Origin of the sequence: Aeromonas sp. HMWF016 (genome assembly GCF_963878195.1) — a bacterium.
Classification (GTDB): Bacteria; Pseudomonadota; Gammaproteobacteria; order Enterobacterales; family Aeromonadaceae; genus Aeromonas; species Aeromonas lacus.
Window position 1 is genome coordinate 16,879 of the sequence record NZ_CAWNWX010000073.1, and the last position, 18,842, is coordinate 35,720.

17 protein-coding genes and 1 pseudogene are annotated in these 18,842 nt (G+C 62.7%); 9 read left to right on the plus strand and 9 right to left on the minus strand.

Features of this window, described 5'->3' with window-relative positions:
• A partial coding sequence (locus tag AACS24_RS10400; RefSeq protein WP_258223185.1) for an alpha-amylase family protein occupies positions 1-1,505 on the plus strand: 1,505 nt, incomplete at its 5' end.
• 78 nt (positions 1,506-1,583) lie between these two features.
• On the opposite strand, the gene AACS24_RS10405 is transcribed toward AACS24_RS10400, so the two are convergent.
• Positions 1,584-2,123, minus strand: a complete 540-nt coding sequence (locus AACS24_RS10405; protein WP_181364368.1) for an MgtC/SapB family protein — start codon at positions 2,121-2,123, stop codon at positions 1,584-1,586.
• 27 nt (positions 2,124-2,150) lie between these two features.
• Positions 2,151-3,593, minus strand: a complete 1,443-nt coding sequence (locus tag AACS24_RS10410; RefSeq protein ID WP_033115554.1) for a RimK family protein — start codon at positions 3,591-3,593, stop codon at positions 2,151-2,153.
• Positions 3,594-3,779: 186 nt separating this feature from the next.
• Between AACS24_RS10410 and AACS24_RS10415 the strand changes: the two genes are divergently transcribed.
• The 3 genes from AACS24_RS10415 to AACS24_RS10425 are packed head-to-tail and all read left to right on the plus strand — an operon-like array spanning position 3,780 to position 5,305.
• Complete coding sequence (locus AACS24_RS10415; RefSeq protein WP_033115555.1) at positions 3,780-4,259, plus strand: GNAT family N-acetyltransferase; 480 nt, start codon at positions 3,780-3,782, stop codon at positions 4,257-4,259.
• A complete protein-coding gene (locus tag AACS24_RS10420; RefSeq protein ID WP_108573586.1) occupies positions 4,256-4,501 on the plus strand; it encodes a DUF3624 domain-containing protein in 246 nt (81 codons plus the stop codon). The genes AACS24_RS10415 and AACS24_RS10420 overlap by 4 nt, the downstream gene beginning before the upstream one ends.
• 57 nt (positions 4,502-4,558) lie before the next feature.
• Positions 4,559-5,305, plus strand: a complete 747-nt coding sequence (locus AACS24_RS10425; RefSeq protein WP_108573588.1) for an SDR family oxidoreductase — start codon at positions 4,559-4,561, stop codon at positions 5,303-5,305.
• 61 nt (positions 5,306-5,366) lie between these two features.
• Here AACS24_RS10425 and AACS24_RS10430 read toward each other — a convergent pair whose 3' ends face one another.
• The gene (locus AACS24_RS10430) at positions 5,367-6,839 is read right to left on the minus strand and encodes a C69 family dipeptidase (RefSeq protein ID WP_146181483.1); all 1,473 of its coding nucleotides are present in this window, start codon (positions 6,837-6,839) and stop codon (positions 5,367-5,369) included.
• Between the two features lie 465 nt (positions 6,840-7,304).
• Here AACS24_RS10430 and AACS24_RS10435 point away from each other — a divergent pair, with 465 nt between their 5' ends.
• Together AACS24_RS10435 and AACS24_RS10440 are read left to right on the plus strand one after the other, a co-directional pair.
• Positions 7,305-7,760, plus strand: coding sequence for a hypothetical protein (locus AACS24_RS10435; RefSeq protein ID WP_042032817.1), 456 nt, complete (start codon positions 7,305-7,307; stop codon positions 7,758-7,760).
• 143 nt (positions 7,761-7,903) lie between these two features.
• On the plus strand, positions 7,904-9,055 hold the full coding sequence (locus AACS24_RS10440; protein ID WP_043852191.1) for an iron-containing alcohol dehydrogenase: 1,152 nt from the start codon (positions 7,904-7,906) through the stop codon (positions 9,053-9,055).
• Positions 9,056-9,323: 268 nt separating this feature from the next.
• Here AACS24_RS10440 and AACS24_RS10445 read toward each other — a convergent pair whose 3' ends face one another.
• The 3 genes from AACS24_RS10445 to AACS24_RS10455 all read right to left on the minus strand — a co-directional run bounded on the left by AACS24_RS10445 (position 9,324) and on the right by AACS24_RS10455 (position 10,721).
• The gene (locus AACS24_RS10445) at positions 9,324-9,782 is read right to left on the minus strand and encodes a methylglyoxal synthase (RefSeq protein ID WP_033115561.1); all 459 of its coding nucleotides are present in this window, start codon (positions 9,780-9,782) and stop codon (positions 9,324-9,326) included.
• A 172-nt stretch (positions 9,783-9,954) separates the two neighbouring features.
• On the minus strand, positions 9,955-10,431 hold the full coding sequence (bfr, locus tag AACS24_RS10450) for a bacterioferritin (protein ID WP_005354959.1): 477 nt from the start codon (positions 10,429-10,431) through the stop codon (positions 9,955-9,957).
• Positions 10,432-10,514: 83 nt separating this feature from the next.
• Positions 10,515-10,721 carry a bacterioferritin-associated ferredoxin gene (locus tag AACS24_RS10455; RefSeq protein ID WP_108573593.1) on the minus strand — a complete coding sequence of 69 codons (207 nt, stop codon included), beginning with the start codon at positions 10,719-10,721 and terminating at the stop codon, positions 10,515-10,517.
• 137 nt (positions 10,722-10,858) lie between these two features.
• Between AACS24_RS10455 and AACS24_RS10460 the strand changes: the two genes are divergently transcribed.
• Positions 10,859-11,170 (plus strand): HlyU family transcriptional regulator, encoded by a 312-nt coding sequence (locus AACS24_RS10460; protein ID WP_033115564.1) that lies wholly within the window; start codon positions 10,859-10,861, stop codon positions 11,168-11,170.
• Positions 11,167-13,233: a tRNA(Met) cytidine acetyltransferase TmcA gene (locus AACS24_RS10465; protein WP_108573594.1), complete on the plus strand. Its 2,067-nt coding sequence runs from the start codon at positions 11,167-11,169 to the stop codon at positions 13,231-13,233. Before AACS24_RS10460 ends, AACS24_RS10465 begins: the two co-directional genes overlap by 4 nt.
• On the opposite strand, the gene AACS24_RS10470 is transcribed toward AACS24_RS10465, so the two are convergent.
• Entirely contained in the window at positions 13,220-13,939 is a 720-nt protein-coding gene (locus AACS24_RS10470; protein WP_108573595.1) for an SDR family NAD(P)-dependent oxidoreductase, read from the minus strand. The genes AACS24_RS10465 and AACS24_RS10470 overlap by 14 nt on opposite strands.
• Positions 13,940-14,143: 204 nt before the next feature.
• On the opposite strand from AACS24_RS10470, the gene AACS24_RS10475 reads away from it, so the two are divergent.
• On the plus strand, positions 14,144-15,160 hold the full coding sequence (locus AACS24_RS10475; protein WP_042032809.1) for a chemotaxis protein: 1,017 nt from the start codon (positions 14,144-14,146) through the stop codon (positions 15,158-15,160).
• Positions 15,161-15,265: 105 nt separating this feature from the next.
• Here AACS24_RS10475 and AACS24_RS10480 read toward each other — a convergent pair.
• A pseudogene (locus AACS24_RS10480) lies at positions 15,266-16,048 on the minus strand (SanA/YdcF family protein); the annotation flags it as partial.
• A gap of 176 nt (positions 16,049-16,224) precedes the next feature.
• Positions 16,225-18,842 (minus strand): collagenase (locus tag AACS24_RS10485; protein ID WP_108573599.1); only part of this gene is annotated, 2,618 nt, incomplete at its 5' end.

Genomic DNA, 18,842 nt, shown 5'->3' on the forward strand with positions numbered 1-18,842 from the left:
ACCCTCCGGTCGCCACGGCCAGTCGGGCCTGCTACGGCGATGATCAACCCGCCTGCAATCTGCGCATCTATCAGGTGATGGTGGAGTCCTTCGTCGATGGCGACGGCAGCGCCAACTACGGCGTCGGCTACGGCCCCTCCCGCCACAATGGCGATCTGCAGGGGATCATCGACAGCCTCGACCACATCAAGAGCCTCAACGTCAATGCCATCTGGCTCACCCCGGTGTTCGACTCTTGCGCGGGGCAAGGCGGTGATGACAAGCTGGATGCCACCGGCTACTTCGCCTGCGACTTCTTCAACGTGGACCCCAACTTCGGCAGCAACGCCCAGCTGAAAAAGCTGGTGGATGGGGCGCACCAGCGCGGCCTCTACGTCTTCCTCGACGGGGTGTTCGGCCACGTCAACAAGGTGGGGGTGGGCAAACCTTCACCGTCCGGATTGCTGCCCGCCCTCAAGAGCGGCGGTGCCGGTTATCCCGGTCAGCTGGTGGATTACAGCAAGCCCCAGAGTCTCGCCTACTTCAAGGAGGTGGCTCGCTACTGGGTCGAGCAGTACGGCATCGACGGCTGGCGACTCGATCAGGCCTATCAGCTGGGCCTCGATGAGTGGCGTGCCATTCGTCGCGAGGTAGAGCAGGCCAGCGCGGCGCGCAAGGCGGCCGGTCAGCAGTGGGGCACCCTCGGCTACATGGTGGGCGAGGTGTGGAAGGGGGCCGACGACATTCGCGCCGAGGCGTATGGATCGAGCGATAACCCGGCACTCCCCTCGGCATTCGACTTCCCGCTGCGTTACGGTCTGGTACAGGCGCTGGCGGTGGAGGAGTCCGGCAAGGGCGGCCAGGGTGCCAGCGTGCTCGACGCCAGCTGGAACAAGGTGGAGAACTACCCGAACCACGCCATGCCGAACCTGATGCTGGGCAACCACGATCTGGTGCGTTTCGGTGATCTGCTGGAGCGCGGTCACTTCAATCCGGCGGAGTACTGGCAGCGCCACAAGGCGGCCTTCAGCTTCCTCGCTGCCCGCTCCGGCCCCATCACCTTCTACTATGGCGAGGAGTTTGGCGACGAGGTGCCGGGTTTTGCCGCCAAGGTGGGCGGCGACTGCGCGGCGTTGGGTCTGTGTGACGATCACGTGGCTCGCAGCGATGGCAAGGTGCCCGCTGTCACCGGCTTTGTGCCGGGCAGCGAACAGGCAGAGCTCAAGCAGTGGCTCAGCCAGCTGCTGGCGATGCGCGCCGCGCACCCCGCCCTCTATCAGGGAGAGCGAGTCAAGCTGGTGGCCGAGGGGAGCCTCTATGGCGACATCAAGGAGACCTCGGCGGAGCAGATCGTCTACCTGCTCAACGTCTCGAGCACGCCCCTGAGCTATGCGCTGCCGGTCGGCAAGCTGCGCAGCGGCAGTGCGCTGGTGGATCTGCAAAGTGGCGAGAGCCTGGCCATCGGTGGCAGCAGCGTGACGGTGGCGTTGCCACCCCTCACCGGCCGCTTCCTGTTGCTGCAATAGCGCGAGCACGACCCAACGAAAAGGGCTCCATAACGGAGCCCTTTTTCATGGCGATGCCAGTTGCGGCGTTGTCCTACTTCACTTCTCGATGTCGCTGCCCAGCTCATCCGGGCGGGGGGCGGCTGGCGGGTGACCATTGCCGTTGCTATTGCGCCAGCTCTCCAGCCGGTTGTGCACCCCGCGGCGCAGGCTCTTGAAGCTGGTCTCCAGATAGTCGACACCGACCAGAATGGAGAGGGTGACGCTGGTGAGCAGCAGCGCCTGATGGAGCATCTGCATGCCGATGAGGGCGCCGAGGGCGGCCAACATCCAGACAGTGGCGGCGGAGGTGACCCCCAGTACCTGACCATCCCGGGTCATCATCACCCCGGCGCCGAGAAAGCCGATGCCGGTGATAAGTTGGCCCAGTACCCGCGCCTGATCGGCACTCTGGGGGCTGAGGGCGGCACCGATGGCGAGAAAGCAGTAGGTGCCGAGGATGATGAGCGAGGAGGTGCGGATGCCGACCGGCTTGCCGCGCAGCTGGCGCTCCAGCCCCACCAGAGTGCCACACACCAGACAGACCAGGATGTTTTCCCAGCCAAGGGGCGCAATGTCCCACCAATCAGTCGTCATCATATCCACCTCTGCAATCGATGCTTGTTGTTATCCGGCCGCGCTCTGCCCCCGGTTCTCCAGCCGCTGGCGGAAGGCGCGGGCGAGGCGCTCGTAGAGGTCCTTTGCCTCTCTGTCCTCAATATCGCCACGTATCCAGGGATTGTCGATGATTTCCAGCAGCACGCAGTCACGCCCCTGCTGGCGCAGATCGACCCCGAACAGGCCGTTGCCGAGCTGATGAACGGCGCGGCGGGCGGTCTGCAACACCCGCTCCGGCACCTCATTGAGCGGCAGCGCCTCGATCCGGCTCATGTCGAGAGGGTGCTTGCGGCGGCGGATGCGGTTGCCGGGCTCGGGACGGAAACGGCGGCAGGCAAACAGCGGCGAGCCGTCGAGAAAACCGATGCGCCAGTCGAACTCGGCGGGGATCCGGCTCTGCACCAGCAGCAGGGCGGATCTCCCCAGCCCCTCGTCCAACAGGCGAGCCAGCTGCTGCTCGTCGCTGGCCATGGCGAGATCGCGCCCCTGCGCCCCGTCGGGTACCTTCACCATCAGCGGCAGGCCGAGCCGCTGCACCAGCTCGTCGACGTGATGGCGGCCGCGGCGGGTCACCACCATGGTGGGCGGCATGGGCACCCCGCTGCGTACCATCAGCTCGTAGAGATAGAGCTTGTTGCTGCAGGCGAGGATGGCGCGGGAGCTGTCGATCACCGGCATCTTGAGCTGCTCGGCGCGGCGGGCAAATTCGAAGGTGTAGTGGCCGACCGCTGTCTCGGAGCGCAGCCAGAGGGTGTCGAACTCCGGCAGCCGCTCGATGGCGGACGGCGCCAGGATCTCGGCCCGGATCCCCTGCGCCGCAGCGGCCTTGATGAAGCGATCCAGCGCCACTGCATCGCTGCTGGCGCGGCCGTCGTTGGGGTCGACCAGAATGGCGAGCTGATAGAGCGGCGCTGCCTGCTCCTCGTCGCCGGTCCCCACCAGCGCCTGGGCGTGGTGCAGCATCAACTCTTTCTCGCTTGGGCTCAGCGCCAGCGGCGACAGGCTCTGCTGCTGGCGCACCGACCAGCCGTGGCGGCCGCGCTTGAGGGTCAGCTCCTGCAGTGGCAGCTGGCTCAGGCCGTAGTAGTAGCGGGCCAGCCCCGCCAGCTCGCTCTGCTCGCACTGGCCGAAGATGGCGCGCACCCGGATTCGGTCTTCGCTCTGCTGGGCCAGCCACCCCTGCAATTTTCGCCACAGCTTGGCCGGTGGCTGCTGGGGTTGCAGCTGGCTGATGGCCTGCAAACCCGGCAGACAGTGGTGGCCGCGGGCCTGGGCCAGCAGCGAGCAGTAGTAGCCGGCGCTCAGGTGTTCCAGATTGCGGCAGAGGTTGATGATGCGGGGGCGGCCGCCGGTGGTGGGCACCCCGTGTTGCAGGTAGGTGCGGGCAGTCAGCAGATAATCGGCATGGCAGGGCCAGTCGCCCAGCTCTTCGACGATGACGTAGGTACTCATATTTTCGGCTCCACAGATGAAACTGCCTTAAGCGGCAGGATCCCCAGTGGGCTTCGATGCACCGGAAAGCACGACAATGGCGCGAGGGGAAACAAGAGGTTACAGTGCCTAATATTCTGCCTTGGTAACTTGTGATACAAGTCGCATTTTTGGTGCTGAGGATAAATAACCGAACAAGGACTCCCCGTGTTGACCGTCCGCGCCGCCCGACCCAACGATTTGGGCGCCATCGTTAAACTGGAACGCTACTGTTTTCCTCCCGAGGTCGCCTTTGGCCGCAGTCGCTGGCACTATCTGCTCGCCCAGGCCAGAGGCCGCACCCTGCTGGTGCTGGATGAGAAGGAGCAGCTGATGGGCTATCTCTGCCTGCTGGAGCACAAGGGGTGGGATCGCCTCATCGTGCAGACCCTCGCCATTCGCTGGACCATCCGCCGTCAGGGCTGGGCGCGGCGCCTGCTGGAGCAGGTGATCCGCGAAGGACAGGAGGCTGGCTGGGGGGCGATCCGGCTGGAGGTGGCGGATGCCAACGCTGAAGCGCTGGCGCTCTACCGTGGGCTGGGGTTCAAAGCCACCCAGCGGCTGCCGGACTACTATGGCCTGGGTCAGCATGCCCATCGGCTGGTGCTGAAGCTGGCCGGAGAGAGGAGAGAAGAGGAGAGGGGATGAGCTGCGACAACTGCCTCGCCACCGCCATCAGGGCCAAGCTGGGGCGCTGCCCGCTCTGCGCCGGCCAGACCTTTGCCATCGGCCTGGTCGGCTGGCTGGTCTGGTGGTGGTGTGGCGCCGACACCTCGGTCAACGCCCTCACCGGTCTGCTGTTTGCGCTGGGGGGATCGGGCCTGTTGCTGCTCCATCTGGTGGTATTTGTCTGGCGCAAGGTGACCGGACGTGAATTGAGCGATGAATAAATCAGATTGGTTTCAACAACATAAATAACAATATCGGTTGAGATAATGGAGGTTCAGATGATAGCAATGGTAACGGGCGCCTCGTCCGGTTTTGGTGAGTCCATCAGCCGTCAGCTGGTGCAGGCGGGCTACAAGGTGATCGGTACCGGTCGCCGCGCCGAGCGGCTGGCCGCGCTGGCCGACGAGCTGGGCGCGCAGTTCCTGCCGCAGGCGTTCGACGTGCAGGACAAGGCGGCCACCCGCGCTGCCATCGCCGGACTGCCAGCCGAGTGGCGCGAGGTGGATCTGCTGGTCAACAACGCCGGTCTGGCGCTGGGGCTGGAGCCGGCCCACAAGGCGGATCTGGAAGATTGGGAGCAGATGATTGCCACCAACATCAGCGGTTTGACCCTGCTCACCCGCCTGCTGCTGCCGGGCATGGTGGTGCGCAATCGCGGCCACGTCATCAACATCGGCTCCATCGCCGGTACCTACCCCTATCCGGGCGGCAACGTCTACGGCGCCACCAAGGCGTTCGTGAAGCAGTTCAGCCTCAACCTGCGTGCCGATCTGGCGGGCACCGCCATCCGCGTTACCAACGTGGAGCCGGGCCTGTGCGGCGGCACCGAGTTCTCCAACGTGCGCTTCCACGGTGACGATGCCAAGGCGGCCTCCGTCTATCAGGGGGTGGAGGCGATCCAGCCGGAAGATATCGCCAATACCGTGCTCTGGGTGAGCCAGCAACCGGCCCACGTCAACATCAACAGCATCGAGATCATGCCGGTGGCGCAGACCTTCGGCCCGCTCAATATCAGCCGTCGCTGATCGCTGCATTGGCTGAAACGAAAGAGGCTCCCGTGGGAGCCTCTTTGCGTTGGCGAGCCGGTCACAGGCTCATGATCTTCTTGAACTCCTCCGGCGAATACTTCTTCTCGGTGCGCTTGGTGAGATCCGTCATCAGCTTGTAGCGCAACTCTTTGGCCATCTGATAGGTCTGCTCCAACTGACCGTAGGAGTAGTCGGCAGCCAGCCCGATGGCGGTAGCCTTGTCGCTGGCATAGGCCTGTTTCAGGCTCTTGTCGAGGACGGCGACCTCCTTGTAGAGCTTGCTGCTCTCCTTGCTCCAGACGCCGCGCAGCAGCGGCAGGTACTTGTCCGGATCGGCGCTGGCCAGTGCGGTCAGGCTGCGGAACTGCCAGTAGGCGGAATAGTCGGAGTAGCTGTCGCTGCCGGTGCGATAGGGCAGGGGGTAGGATTCCAGGGTGTTGTAGAGCGGCACCATCACGGATTCGGCCAGCACGCCGTAGCTCTGCCAGATCAATCCCTGCAGCTCTTTGGGCATCTCCTTGCGCAGCTGGATGACGTGGGATTCGAGTTGGCGATCGATACGGATCGGCCGCTCCGCCTTGCCCGCCAGCGGCGTGCCGTCATAGGTGGCGCTCAGCAGTTTGGCTACGTCCGGCACGGCGATAGGGGCATCCGGCTTCATAAAGAGCGGATATTGCGCCTGCCGGGTCGGCTGCGGGTGGCTGGCGGTCAGCATTTTCTGGCCGAGCCACTCCCGATCCACGTTATACGGGTCAGCGATGACCCCGAACGCCTTGGCGAAGTTGAACTCTTTCGGATCGGCGTTATCCAGCAGTTTGTGCTCGCGTACAAACTCCAGCAGTTTGGGCGAGTGCAGCACATCTGCGCTGTCGAGATTGACGCCGTGGATGCGCAGGCCGTTGGCCACCATGGCGTAGCTGTCGTCCGGCACCCGCACTGCGATCCAGTGGTGGCCGGAGCCGATCTCCATCAGCCAGGCCTCGTTCACATCCGCCAGATAGAGGCTGTTGCCCTCACCGGCGCCATATTGCTCCACATAGCGGCCAAGCAGCTCGACCCCCTCTTTGGCCGTTTTGGCCTGCGGCAGGATCAGGGTCGGGATGATGGCCTCGATGACCCCCTTCTCAATCAGCGGATCCGCTTTCTGGGCCTTGTCGTTGACCTCGGCGCTGGTGGTGGCCGAGATGGCGACGTTGAACTCGTTGATGCCGCGCTCCTCGTAATACTTGCCGTCCGGGTCACTGGACGTCGCATCCCAGTCACGAATGGCGGAGTAGGCGAAAAACGCCTTGGGCATCGGCACTTCCAGCCCGTTACCCAGTTTCCAGACCTTGCCCTCATTTTGCTGCGCGGGCCGGAAGGCGAGGTACTTGTTCCAGTTGTTGACGCCAAAATCCTCGTTTCTGGCGATCATCACGCTGCCGTCCAAGCTGGCCCCCTTGCCGACGATGAGGCCGGTACAGGCGTCGGCACTGGTGCCAAGCAGGGTGAGCAGGGTGGCGGAGAGAAGACTCAAGGTGTGTTTTTTCATAGTTATGCCCGAAAGGTTGCGGTGGATGCGCGTCAGGGGGCGGGAGAAGCGGCCGGGAGTAACCGGACTGGGTCGGAGATCCGACGGTAGACAGGTCTGCATCTGGTTGAATTCGCAAACATATCATCCATAACGCTGCTTGCTTGCCCGATGGTGCGCCAAAATTGTATTCCTGAGTGGTTGTTTGTTTTGTGATCGGCGGAGCGTTCCTGCGGTTTATAGGGTGCCGCGTTTTTGAGGCAGCGGTATGTGTCGGAAATCGGGGTAAAAGCAGCGGATGAGTCATGATTCTGACGCTGCGTCGGGGCTGTAACCGCTGGCAGGCTTGCCAGCGCGGGGATCTCACCCAATCTGACAAGTTGGCCTGTAACTTGCTGGTTTTATTGTCAAAGGTGGGGCCAGACCCCATACCGCCGCATTCAGTCGGCCCGCTCCGGCGGGTCGGCATACAGAACGGGAGTCTTCATGGATATCAAACCCTACAGCCAGCAGCTTGCCCAGAGCGCCTCCAACAACCGCGCCCTCGCCACCCTCAACAGTGCCAGTAGCGGTGGTCAGGGTGGTGGCTGGGAGGAGATGGTCAGCCTCTCCACCCAGCGCATGACCAGTCAGGCCCAGCAGGTGCTCACCTATGAACATCTGGCCAAGAACAGCAAACTGCCGCCGGCGCTCGACATGAGCTCCGATAAGGGGGGCGTGGTACAGCAGCTGGTGGATAAGGCACTCGGGTTTGATCGCAAGAAATTCAACGAGATAGAAGACAAACTCAAGGCTATCGCCGACAACAAGAAGCTGACCCCGGAAGAGCGGGCGGAGCAGAGCAAGCCGCTCAACGAGCAGAAAGATGCGATGCTGAAAGAGGCAATGGATCGCCTGACCGGCAAGAAGAGCTCATCCAAAGATGAGGCCAAAACCGCCTGATCCCGTCACTGTTGTGTGAGATACCCGGTCGGCACAGATGGGCCAGTGTCGACCGCCGATGGGCAAGCTTCTGCCACCTCTTTTGACCTCACCTCCCCACAGGCGCACAATGTCCGCGCATTGAGCCAGTCGAGGAGTCCGCCGTGTACAACTTCCAATATGCCAATCCGACCCGCATCTGTTTCGGCGAGGGGCAAATCGCCAGCCTGCCCGAACTGATCCCGCCCGGCAGCCGGCTGCTGGTGCTCTACGGCGGTGGCAGCATCAAGCAGAACGGGGTGTATGAGCAGCTGACCCGGGCGCTGGAGGGGGTGACGTGGCAGGAGTTTTCCGGCATCGGCGCCAACCCCAGATTCGAGCTGTTGATGGAGGCGGTGGCGCAGGTGAAGCGCGAGCGCATCGACTTCCTGCTGGCGGTCGGGGGCGGCTCGGTAGTCGATGGCACCAAGTTTGTCGCGGCCGCAGCCTGCTACGAGGGGGACGATCCCTGGGACATCTGCGGCAAGCAGGCGAGCGTGCACAAGGCGCTGCCGATGGGCTGCGTGCTGACCCTGCCGGCGACCGGCTCCGAGAGCAATCCCACCTCGGTGGTGAGCCGGGGGGATGTGAAGATCTCCTTCAGAAGCCCGCTGGTGCAGCCGCAGTTTGCGGTGCTCGACCCGACCACCACCTACAGCCTGCCGCCGCGCCAGACCGGCAACGGGGTGGTGGATGCCTTCGTCCATATCGCCGAGCAGTACCTCACCTTCCCGGTGGGTGGCGAGGTGCAGGACAGACTGGCGGAGGGGCTGCTGCAGGTGCTGGTGGAGAACGGCCCCAAAGCGCTGGCGGAGCCGACCAACTATCAGGTGCGGGCCAATCTGATGTGGGCGGCCAGTCTGGCGCTCAACGGCCTTATCGGTTGCGGGGTGCCGCAGGATTGGGCCTCCCACGCCATCGGCCATCAGCTGACGGCGCTTTACGGGCTCGACCACGGCCAGAGTCTGGCGGTGGTGCTCCCCGCCCTGCTGCGGGAGCGGGCTGCGCAGAAGCAGGAGAAGCTGGCCCAGTTTGCCGAGCGGGTGTGGCACTCCAGCCGCGAGGATTATGCCCTGCGCATCGAAGAGGCGATCATCCGCACCGAGCAGTTCTTCCAGCAGATGGGGCTCGGTACCCGCCTCTCTGACTATGGCCTCAGCGAAAGTTGCATTCCGGCGGTCTGCTCCAACCTCAAGCGGGTCGGGCGTACCGCACTCGGGGAGCAGCAGGATATCGACCCGGATCAGGTCGCGCGGATCCTCGCCCAGGCTCTGTGAATCGCCAAAGGGAGGATCGGGGGCACTCTCTCATCTGACCGCCTGAGTGGCAGGCGTCAGCGCCAAACAAGATTGTTGCAAGAAAAGCTGGCCATCAAATTTTTTTGTTGCGCTAGTGAGATAATCGCGCGACCACGCCAGCGGCTTGTTTCATCAGAGCTGGCAAATCCCGCTGGCCGATCTTCCGGTCAATTCTTGCTGACCAGAGGTTCTCCCCTGCAATAACAAGGGCCGCTTGCTGCGGCCCTTGTTGTATCTGGCTGATCTGTTACTCGGTACGTGCCTTGAGGTAGCCGGCATAGTCCGGGATCTGCACGCTGAACGCCTGCCGCATATGGGGGCTGTCCATGATGAAGTCGGCGGTTGCTTCGTTGGTGGCAACCGGGATGTTCCACACCGCGGCCAGTCGCAGCAGCGCCTTCACATCCGGATCGTGCGGTACCGCATTGAGGGGATCCCAGAAGAAGATCAGCACGTCGATCTTCCCTTCGGCAATCAGGGCGCCAAGCTGCTGGTCGCCACCCATAGGGCCGGAGAAGAGGCAGGTGATGGGCAGCTCGGCCTTTTTGCCGAGCATGGTGCCGGTGGTGCCGGTGGCATAGAGGTGGTGGAGCTTGAGCTCCTCCTTGCGGCGCATGACCCAGTTCAGCAGAGGGGTTTTCATGTTGTCGTGAGCGACCAGTGCCACCCGCTTGTGGGGAGCCATCTCGCGTGCAATCTGTTCCATGAAGGTATCCGTAGCATTGTGATTGGAATTGAGCCGTATCCTAATCGAAAGCCATGACAGATGCTGTGTCGGGCGTATTAACTGTGATCCTGCCGGAAAGTTTTCGGGCAATGGTGGCCCAAATGAAGAGACCCGCCAGCAGCGGGTCTCTTCATTTGAGTGCTGTAGAGGGTCAGGAGCCGTGGTGCAGCTGGGACTGCTGATAGTTCTCCAGCCCGATGCGATCGATGAGATCGAGCTGGGTCTCCAGCCAGTCCACATGCTCCTCCTCATCTTCCAGGATCTCCTGAAACAGGTCGCGGCTGATGTAATCCTGCACCGATTCGGCGTAGGCGATGGCCACTTTCAGGTCGGGAATGGCATCCATCTCCAGCGAGAGGTCGCAGCGCAGCATCTCTTCCACCGTTTCACCGATGCGCAGCTTGCCGAGATCCTGCAGGTTGGGCAGCCCTTCGAGAAACAGCACCCGCTTGACCAGCTCGTCGGCGTGCTTCATCTCATCGATGGATTCGTGGTACTCCTTGTGCCCGAGCGCCTTGAGGCCCCAGTCATCGTAGATGCGGGCGTGCAGGAAGTATTGGTTGATGGCTATCAGCTCATTGGCCAGCACCTTGTTGAGGTGGGCAATGATCTTGGGGTCTCCTTTCATCGACAGTGCTCCTTGGTTCGTGCCTGATGTGGCAATCATCAGAGCTTAGTCGAGAAACATGACGACTTCGGGATGGCGGCGGATCAGGCCACTTCGTAGTAGAGCGGGGTTTGCTCCAGCTCCATCTTGTCGAGCTCGGCGGCGATGATCTCCATGGTCATGCGCACGCACTTGCCGCACTGGGCGCCCACCTCGAGCGACTGCTTGAGCTGGCGGAACTCGCTGCTGCCTGACTGCACCGCCTTGCGGATCTGGGTATCTGTGATGCCGCGGCACAAACAGACGTACATGGTGGACTACCTCATATGAAATTGAGTGAAATCTAAATGAGAGTGGTTCGCAATGCAAATAACCATTGGTAATAAGATCCCCCGCTTGCCACTTGTCACCCCCTTGGGGAGAATGCCCTGATACAGAGGGAACCATCATGCTCAAGAAACTGTTCAGCGCCCTGTTCGGGGGCGAGCCAGCCAAGGCTGCGGAAGTCACTCCCACCGAATATGCCGGCTATCTCATCTATCCGGAACCCATGGCTGAAGGTGGCCAGTACCGGCTGGCAGGCCGCATCACCAAAGAGGTGGACGGCGTGCTGCAAACCCACCGCTTTATCCGATCCGATCTGTTTGCCAATCCGGCCGATGCCGAGCGCTTCATGGTTCAGAAGGCCCACACCTTTATCGATCAGATGGGGGATCGCATGTTCGAGCCCCGCAAACCGGCTGACAGCCAGGCTTCATGACATTGCAAGAGGTCACCCTGCTGCGCGAGGCGCTGGCCCGCGCAGGTGAGCGGCGCCTGATCTGGCTGGAGGGGGAGGAGGCCGACTGCATTGCCCGCGCCCAATCCCTGCTCGGTGAGACTGTCTTCTGGCTGGGGGAGGGGCCCGAGTGCTATGCCCCGCAACCCGCCGCCAAGGCGCTGCAGCGGCTCGGTCAGGAGTGCGACACCCTGGTGTTCAACGCCTTCAGCGGCTTTCATCCCGATGCCTTCGGGGCGCTGGCGGGCACTCTGCGCGCTGGTGGCTTGCTGTTGCTGTTGACGCCGCCCAGAGAGAGCTGGCCAGCATGGCCGGATCCCGACCGGATTCGGCTGGTGGCCCAGCCGGAGGATGCCGGTCGGGCCGGCCACGGCTTTATCGCCCGACTGGTGCGGTTGCTGGAGGGGGATCCTGCCCTCTCGCTGGAGCCGCCTGTTTGCTCGCAGCCGTGGCAGCCCATCGGGCCCGAGCGGCTATTGAGCTGTGATCAGGAACGGGCTCTGCCCGCTATCTACAAGGTGTTGCACGGTCATCGTCGCCGTCCGCTGGTGCTGAGTGCCGACCGCGGCCGTGGCAAGAGTGCGCTGCTGGGGTTGGCTGCCGCCGAGCTGCTGCGTCAGCAACCCGGGCTCAACATAGGGGTGACGGCCCCCTCGCAGGCGACGGTGGCGACCCTGTTTGCCCACGCTGCTCGCGGGCTCGATACTACGCCGGATCAGCTAACTGGGCTGAGCTACTGCTCGCCGGATCGGCTGGTGCACGAGGCGATGAATCCCGATCTGCTGCTGGTGGATGAAGCTGCAGCCATTCCGACCCCGCTGCTTGAAGCCATGCTGGCCCGCCACAGCCGCATTGTGTTTGCCACCACCGAGCACGGTTACGAGGGGACGGGGCGCGGTTTTCACCTGCGCTTCAAACGGGTGCTCGATCGCCAGACCCCGGAGTGGCAGGAGATCCATTTAGGCGAACCGATCCGCTGGAATGAGCGTGATCCGCTGGAGCCGTTGATCTTCCGTCTCCTCGGCCTCAATGCGGAAGTGGCGACGCCCTTGCCGCCGACCAGCCCGAGCTGGCGTCTGGTCAGCCAGGAGGTGCTGGCGAGCGACGAGGCGCTGCTCAACCAGCTGTTCGGCCTGCTGGTGCTGGCTCACTACCAGACCACGCCGAGCGATCTCAGATCTCTGCTGGAGAGCCCGGATCTCGACATCCATCTGCTGGAGCAGGATGAGAGCCTGCAGGGAGTGGCCTTGGTGGCGCGGGAAGGGGGGATAGACCCTGAACTTGCCGAGGCGATCTGGGCCGGGCGTCGCCGTCCGCGCGGCCATCTGCTGCCCCAGTCGCTGCTGGCTCATGCCGGTTTCAAAACGGCGGGGGGGCGCAGCTACGCCCGGGTGATGCGTATCGCCATCCATCCCGAGCTGCATCGCCACGGTCTGGGGTCGCAGCTGCTTGGCAAGCTTGAAGAGCACTATCGTCAGATTGGCATCGACTATCTCGGTTCTGCCTTTTCGGCCAGCGCCGACCTGCTCCCCTTTTGGCGCAAGGCCGGGCTGGAGGTGCTGCGCATCGGCCTGCAGCGGGATGCCGCCAGCGGCTGCCACGCAGCCCTGCTGCTCAAAGTGCTGAAACTCGAGCATGAGTCCGAGTTGACTCAATGGCAGCAGCGTTTCATTCGCCAGCTGCCGACCCTGCTGGCCGGAGAGTTGAAGGGGCTGGATCCCGAGCTGGTATGGCAATGCCTGCAAGGCAGCACCGCTACCGCAGCGGAGCTTGGCGAGTTCGAGCGCGGCGAGATTGAGTGCTTTGCCCTGCATCACAAGCCGTTCGAACTGAGCCAATTCAGCCTGCAGTTGTGGCTGGCGCGCAATCTGGCTCGGTTGGCCGAGCTCACCCCGGATGAGCGTTATCTGCTGATCGCCACCATCTGGCAATACGCAGAGTGGGGGGCGCTGGCTGCGAGGTTGCAACTGGCGGGCAAGCCCGCCGTTATCAAGGCGCTGCGGGCACTGCTGGCGCGTCTCCTGAGCTCCCCTACCACTCGATAGGTTTGCCCTGCCAGTCGAGAAAGCTCAGTTCGCCATCCGGTTGCAGCCGGTTCATCAGGTTAACCAGATGGCCGGCTACCTGCTCGGGACTCTGCACATTTCCCGCCGGTACATTGGTGTGAAACGGGCGGGAGAGTGGGGTATCCACGGTGCCGGGATGGAAGGCCAGCAATTTGACGCCGGGGGCCCGCCGGGCCAGTTCGATGGCGGCACACTTGAGCAGCATGTTGAGGGCCGCCTTGGATGCGCGATAGCCATACCAGCCGCCTGCTCGGTTGTCGCCAATGCTGCCGACCCGGGCGCTGAGAACGGCCAGAGTGCAGGGCTCGCGGCCAAACAGCGGTAACAACTGACTGATCCAGCGCAGCGGCAGCAAGGCGTTGGTCTGGTAGAGACGGGTCATGGCAGCGAGATTGAGTGCTTCCAGCCGCTTCTCTGGCTGGATCTCTCCCTGATGCAGGATGCCGTTACAGATCACCACCCGATGCGGTCTCGGCGCCAATCCCGCGATGTGGGCTACCGCAGCTGCCATCTGCTCATCGCTGTAGTCACAACATAGCCAGTGCAGACCCGGCGATGAGAGGCCAGCAGGTGCGGGTTGACGACTGATGGCAATCACTGGCCCGACACCAGCCGCCAACCAGTGTGCCACCAGAGCTGCCCCGATACCGCCAGAAGCTCCAATCACGACGATACCTTCACTCATCTCTGGCTCCTTATGAGCGCATGGTGGGGTTCACCATCACGCAAATTTTGTCCTGATTGGCAGATACGATTGTGCCAGCCTGCGGGATCAAGCGGTTAAGGCTGCAATCTTGCCGAGATCCGAGCCGCTGGGCGAATTCCATTCCTATACTGAGGGAAAACCGCAGCGGAGTGCTGCCTGCGCAACCAGAGCATGAGAGTCACCATGATGGCCAAAGACGGGGAAGAGCGTAAATCCATTCTGACCGAGAGCGGCACCAACGAGCTCGAGATCATCGAATTTCACCTCAAGAAACAGCTGCCGGACGGGCGCGAGAAGATCGCCTACTACGGGATCAACGTCGCCAAGGTGCGCGAGGTGATCCGGGTGCCCGAAACCACCGATTACCCCAATGCCCAGCGCCACATGGTGGGGGTTTTCTCCCTGCGGGATCGTCTCATCCCGCTGGTGGATCTGGCGGGGTGGCTCGGCATCAAGACCAACCCCGACCCCAGCCACAAGGTGGTGATCGTCACCGACTTCAACAAGATGGCCAATGGCTTTCTCATCGACAGTGTCAGCCGGATTCACCGGGTCTCCTGGGAGGATGTAGAGTCACCCAGCCAGTTTTTGGAGGCGGGGGAGAACGACTGCGTAGTGGCCGTGGTCAGGCGTGATGGCAACCTCATTATGATCCTCGATTTCGAGAAGATCATCGCCGACATCAACCCCGAGCTCAGCATGGAGAAGTACGACGTCACCCAGGATCGCAAGGTGATCATCGACGATCGCATGATGGCGCTGCGTCAGAGCAAAACCATTCTGGTGGTGGATGACTCGGCCTTTATCCGCAAGATGATCGAAACTACCCTGCGCACCGCCGGCTATAACGTGATAACGGCCAAGGATGGGGGAGAGGGGTTGGAGATGATGACGGATTTCGATCGTCTGGCCCAGGAGGAGAGAATGCCGGTCTCCGGCTTCGTAAACGCGGTGATCACCGATGTGGAGATGCCGCGTATGGACGGCATGCACCTGCTCAAGCGGCTGCGGGAGACCCCCTCCTACAAGGAGATGCCCATCGTGATGTTCTCCTCGTTGATGAGCGATGACAACCGCCAGAAGGCGCTGCAACTGGGGGCCAACGATACCATCACCAAACCCGAGATTGGGCGGATGGTGGGGATGATGGATCATATGCTGCTGGGGATCGCACTCCCTTCGCCTGCGAACAATATCTGAGAGCTGATTAGCCAAGAGAAAACGGCCACCCCATGGGGTGGCCGTTTTGTTTTCACTGGTTATCTGAAGGTCAGGCGGGTTTTTCCTGATCAAGCGTCCTGCTCAGGAGGCAACGCTGGCACTGACTGCAGAGGGGGCAACCGGCAGTTCGATAGCCGGTTTGGCCGGCTCTTCGGCTGGTTTGGGCGGTTTGATGCAGGGCTGCTGGGTGCCAATGGTGCTGAGCGACAGGCAGGGGATCGGCAGACCGATATGGACGGGTTCGCCGAGAAACTTGGGCCCCTTGTCCAGCACGTAGAGATCGACCAGCCCCATCACCCGGGCAAACACCTCGCGGATCCGGGTGCGGATGCCCTGATAGGCGCTGGGATCATCGGCGTTGAAGCCGACCGCATCGATGCCAAAGTGACGGGCAATAAAGATGGCCCGCTCGTTGTGAAAGCCCTGGGAGACCACGGTAAAGCGATCCTGACCGAACACCTCTTTGGCTCTGACCACAGAGTCGAGGGTGCGGAAGCCGGCGAAATCCATGTAGATGGCGGAGGCCGGGATCCCTGCCTTGATCAGGGCGCGTCGCATCTGGCGCGGTTCGTTGTACTGCAGGGTAGCGTTGTCGCCGGAGACCAGGATGTAGTCCACCTTGGCATTGTTGTAGAGCTCGGCCGCCGCCTTGATGCGGTATTTGAAGTAGTGGTTGGGGCCACCGCTCGAGAGGTATTTGGAGGTGCCCAGCACCACGGCAACCCGGTTGTATGGCACGTCGCTCACCTTGTCGAAGGTGTAGTGGCGTGCATCCGAGACGATCCACTCGCTATAGGCCAGCACCGAGGCAATCAGGGCCAGCAGTGACAGCAGGCAGGCGAGGAGGATCTTGGCAAACTTCTTCATGCGCGATGCGGTTTGGGTCTGAAATTGGGAATGGCTTCCGGCATTCTATTACAACTCGGCTGTTGGCGTCAGGCTTGATAGCAGTAGCGGGACGCATTGGGGCAGAGCTTGTCGCAGGAAATCACTGATATAAAGAGGGGCTGCGCTGGCAGCCCCTCGACGTTTGCAGGCCCGGATCAGTGAGCCGAGTCATTGGCCCTGCAGGCTTCCGACTCCTTGTTGGCTTGCCACCATGGCAGCAGATCCCGGCTCAGCCACGCCTGATAGGCTGCGCTGTCATTGGCGATCAGCTTGTCGAGCTCCGCCTCGAAGTCGCTCAGCGCCTGCTGCCGATCCGGATTGCGCAGTGCCTGCGCCATCGCCAGCCAGCTGGCATTGCGACCGGTATCGTTGAGGAAGCGGTGCACCGTGTAGGACCAGGAGTAGACCATCTCGCCCCCCTGGTCGTAATCAAGGTGCAGGATGGATGCCAGAGTCGGCCGCTGGTTGGCGGGGCGGTTGCTCACATTGTCCAGACCTCTGGCAAAGCACTGGCCGTGGGCGATGTACTCCGCCACCCCCTCGGCCCACCAGGTGGTGCGATTGAGGGGATAGTGACCAAAGCTGCCGTACTGGTTGAAGCGGCCGTCGAGATAGTGGACGTACTCGTGGCGCAGGTTCCACACCTGGAAGGCAGGGCGTTTCCACTCGGCCTCATAGGCAAAGAAGCGGGCCTGATTGCCGGGGCGAGCCGGATCCCCCTCGATGTAGATGCCGCCATTGTCGGTGGAGACGCCAAAGAGGGCGCCGCCGTACCGACTCCAGTCGGCGGAGGAGTTGAAGATCACCAGCTCCAGCGCCTCGTTGTGATCATCCGCCACCGGTTGTTCGCCGGTTTCCATCAGCTGGTGGAAATGCTGCTCTTCCGCACCCAGCTCGCGGCAGATCCCTTCGGCCTGAGTCTGGGTGAGATCCTGGGCGCGCAGGCGCAGGGTCGGTGAACAGGTGTGTTCGAAGGGCAGGATATCCTCCATGCGGATTGGGGTGCAGAGCCCGGCAAACTCGCCGCTGACACAGGCTTCGCTGGTGCGATCCGTGTAGGTGAGGTAGTAGCTGGAGAGGGTGAGGGAGACCTCTTCCAGCAGGGCCGCGGGCTGGTTGCCTCCCGGAACCAGCCCGTGCTGGCGCATGATGGCGATGACATCGCGGTCGAGCTGCTGGCGATAGCTGTTTGCCTCGTCCGGTCTGGTGTAGCGAATCATCTGATAGAGGCGGCTGTGGGCATCGAGGATGTTGTTGAAGATAAACAGATCCCGCGATTCGTCACGCTGCTTCCAGAGTGCCAGCTCGCTCATGCCGAGCAGGCGCAGGTTCTGGCGGATGGCGGTTTCCTGCGCAAGCACGGTGGCGGTGAAGTCCGCCTGCTGGCCATAGGATGCGCTCTGATCGACCAGATTGAGCAGTTCGAACAGCCCGTCAGCCCAGGGTTTGTGGCCATTGATCTGTGCCGCATGTTGCACGGCATAGGCAAGCGCCTGATTGAGCTGGGCCAGCATGGGGGCTGCGCTTTGCCGGAAGGCTTCCTGTCCCAGCTGCCCCTGAGCGGCCACGCTCCACGCTTCCAGCACGGTTCCGGCCTGATCCTGCAGTTCTGCGCCAAGCAGCAAGGGGTGGTTGAGCAGGTCAATCATGACGCCAGCCAGTGCGCGGGCGACCTGATCGCTCTCCTGCTTGATGCCGCCGTGATAGTTGTGGGCGCGCACATAGTAGAGCAGCTTGTCCATCGCCGGATGGGTCGGCTGATTGGCCGCCAGCAGGGCACGCATGCCGCGCACCACCGCCATCAGCTTGGCATCGTCGTGACCATAGTCCGGCTGCCACGCGGGGCTGTTCTGCCCGCTCACATCGGCCACCAGCTTGGCGGCGTCGGCATCGAGCAGATCCGTATCGGGTTGCTCGGGCTCCGAGCAGGGGCGGCCGTTGGCGCGGCGGCACTCCAGTTGCTCCTCCTTGCTATCAAGGATGATGGGGCGATTGAGCACCCGGCTCTCCTGCCACTCGTCGGTTTCCGGCAGCGGCTGCCACTCGGCCCCGGCGATCGAGTATTGGTAACCACTGTCCTTGAGGGTTACGGCGACGTTGCTGCCAGCCGGGATCACCTGACGGCAGATGCGATAGCGGATGGTGTTGGTTCCCTCCTTGCGCTCCTGCGGTTCGTCGCACTCCTGCTGTGGCGTGAGCTGCTCGAGCTGCCACTGATAACGGCGCCAGACGTGGATCTCGCTCACCTGAGCGGCCGCCTGAGATCCGCTGTTCGGTTGCAGGCGGAAGAAGATCTGCTCCAGCCGGCCATCCCGTTCGCTGGGGCTCTCTTCCAGCACGTGCAGCTGTTGCCAATCCTGTGGCTGGTAGTGCCACTCCGGCTCGGCGCAGCGCCCCTGTGCGTTGAGCTCACAGCGCTCCAGTTCGCGCTCGCTCTGCCCCAGGATCACCGCTGAGGGGAGTGGCAGGCGATCCTGACGGGTGGCGGTCGGCGTCCCGGCCAGCTGCTCCCAGCGGCCCTGTTTCATGCCATAGCCGAAGTCATAACTGCTGGCGGGGATCAGCTTGCCGCCCGGGACCCGATCTTCGCAGCGGACGAAGCGGATCTGCCAGCCGGATTCCACCCTGAGCTGGGGCTCGCCACACTGCTGCTCGGCGAGGGCCGCGAGGTCGCTCCCCTGCCAGTCAAAGCGGCGATAGACCCTGAGCTGCTGATAGGGGGCGCTGGTGCTGCGAGCCTTGAGCTCGTAGGTGATCTCGGTGATGCGTGTTG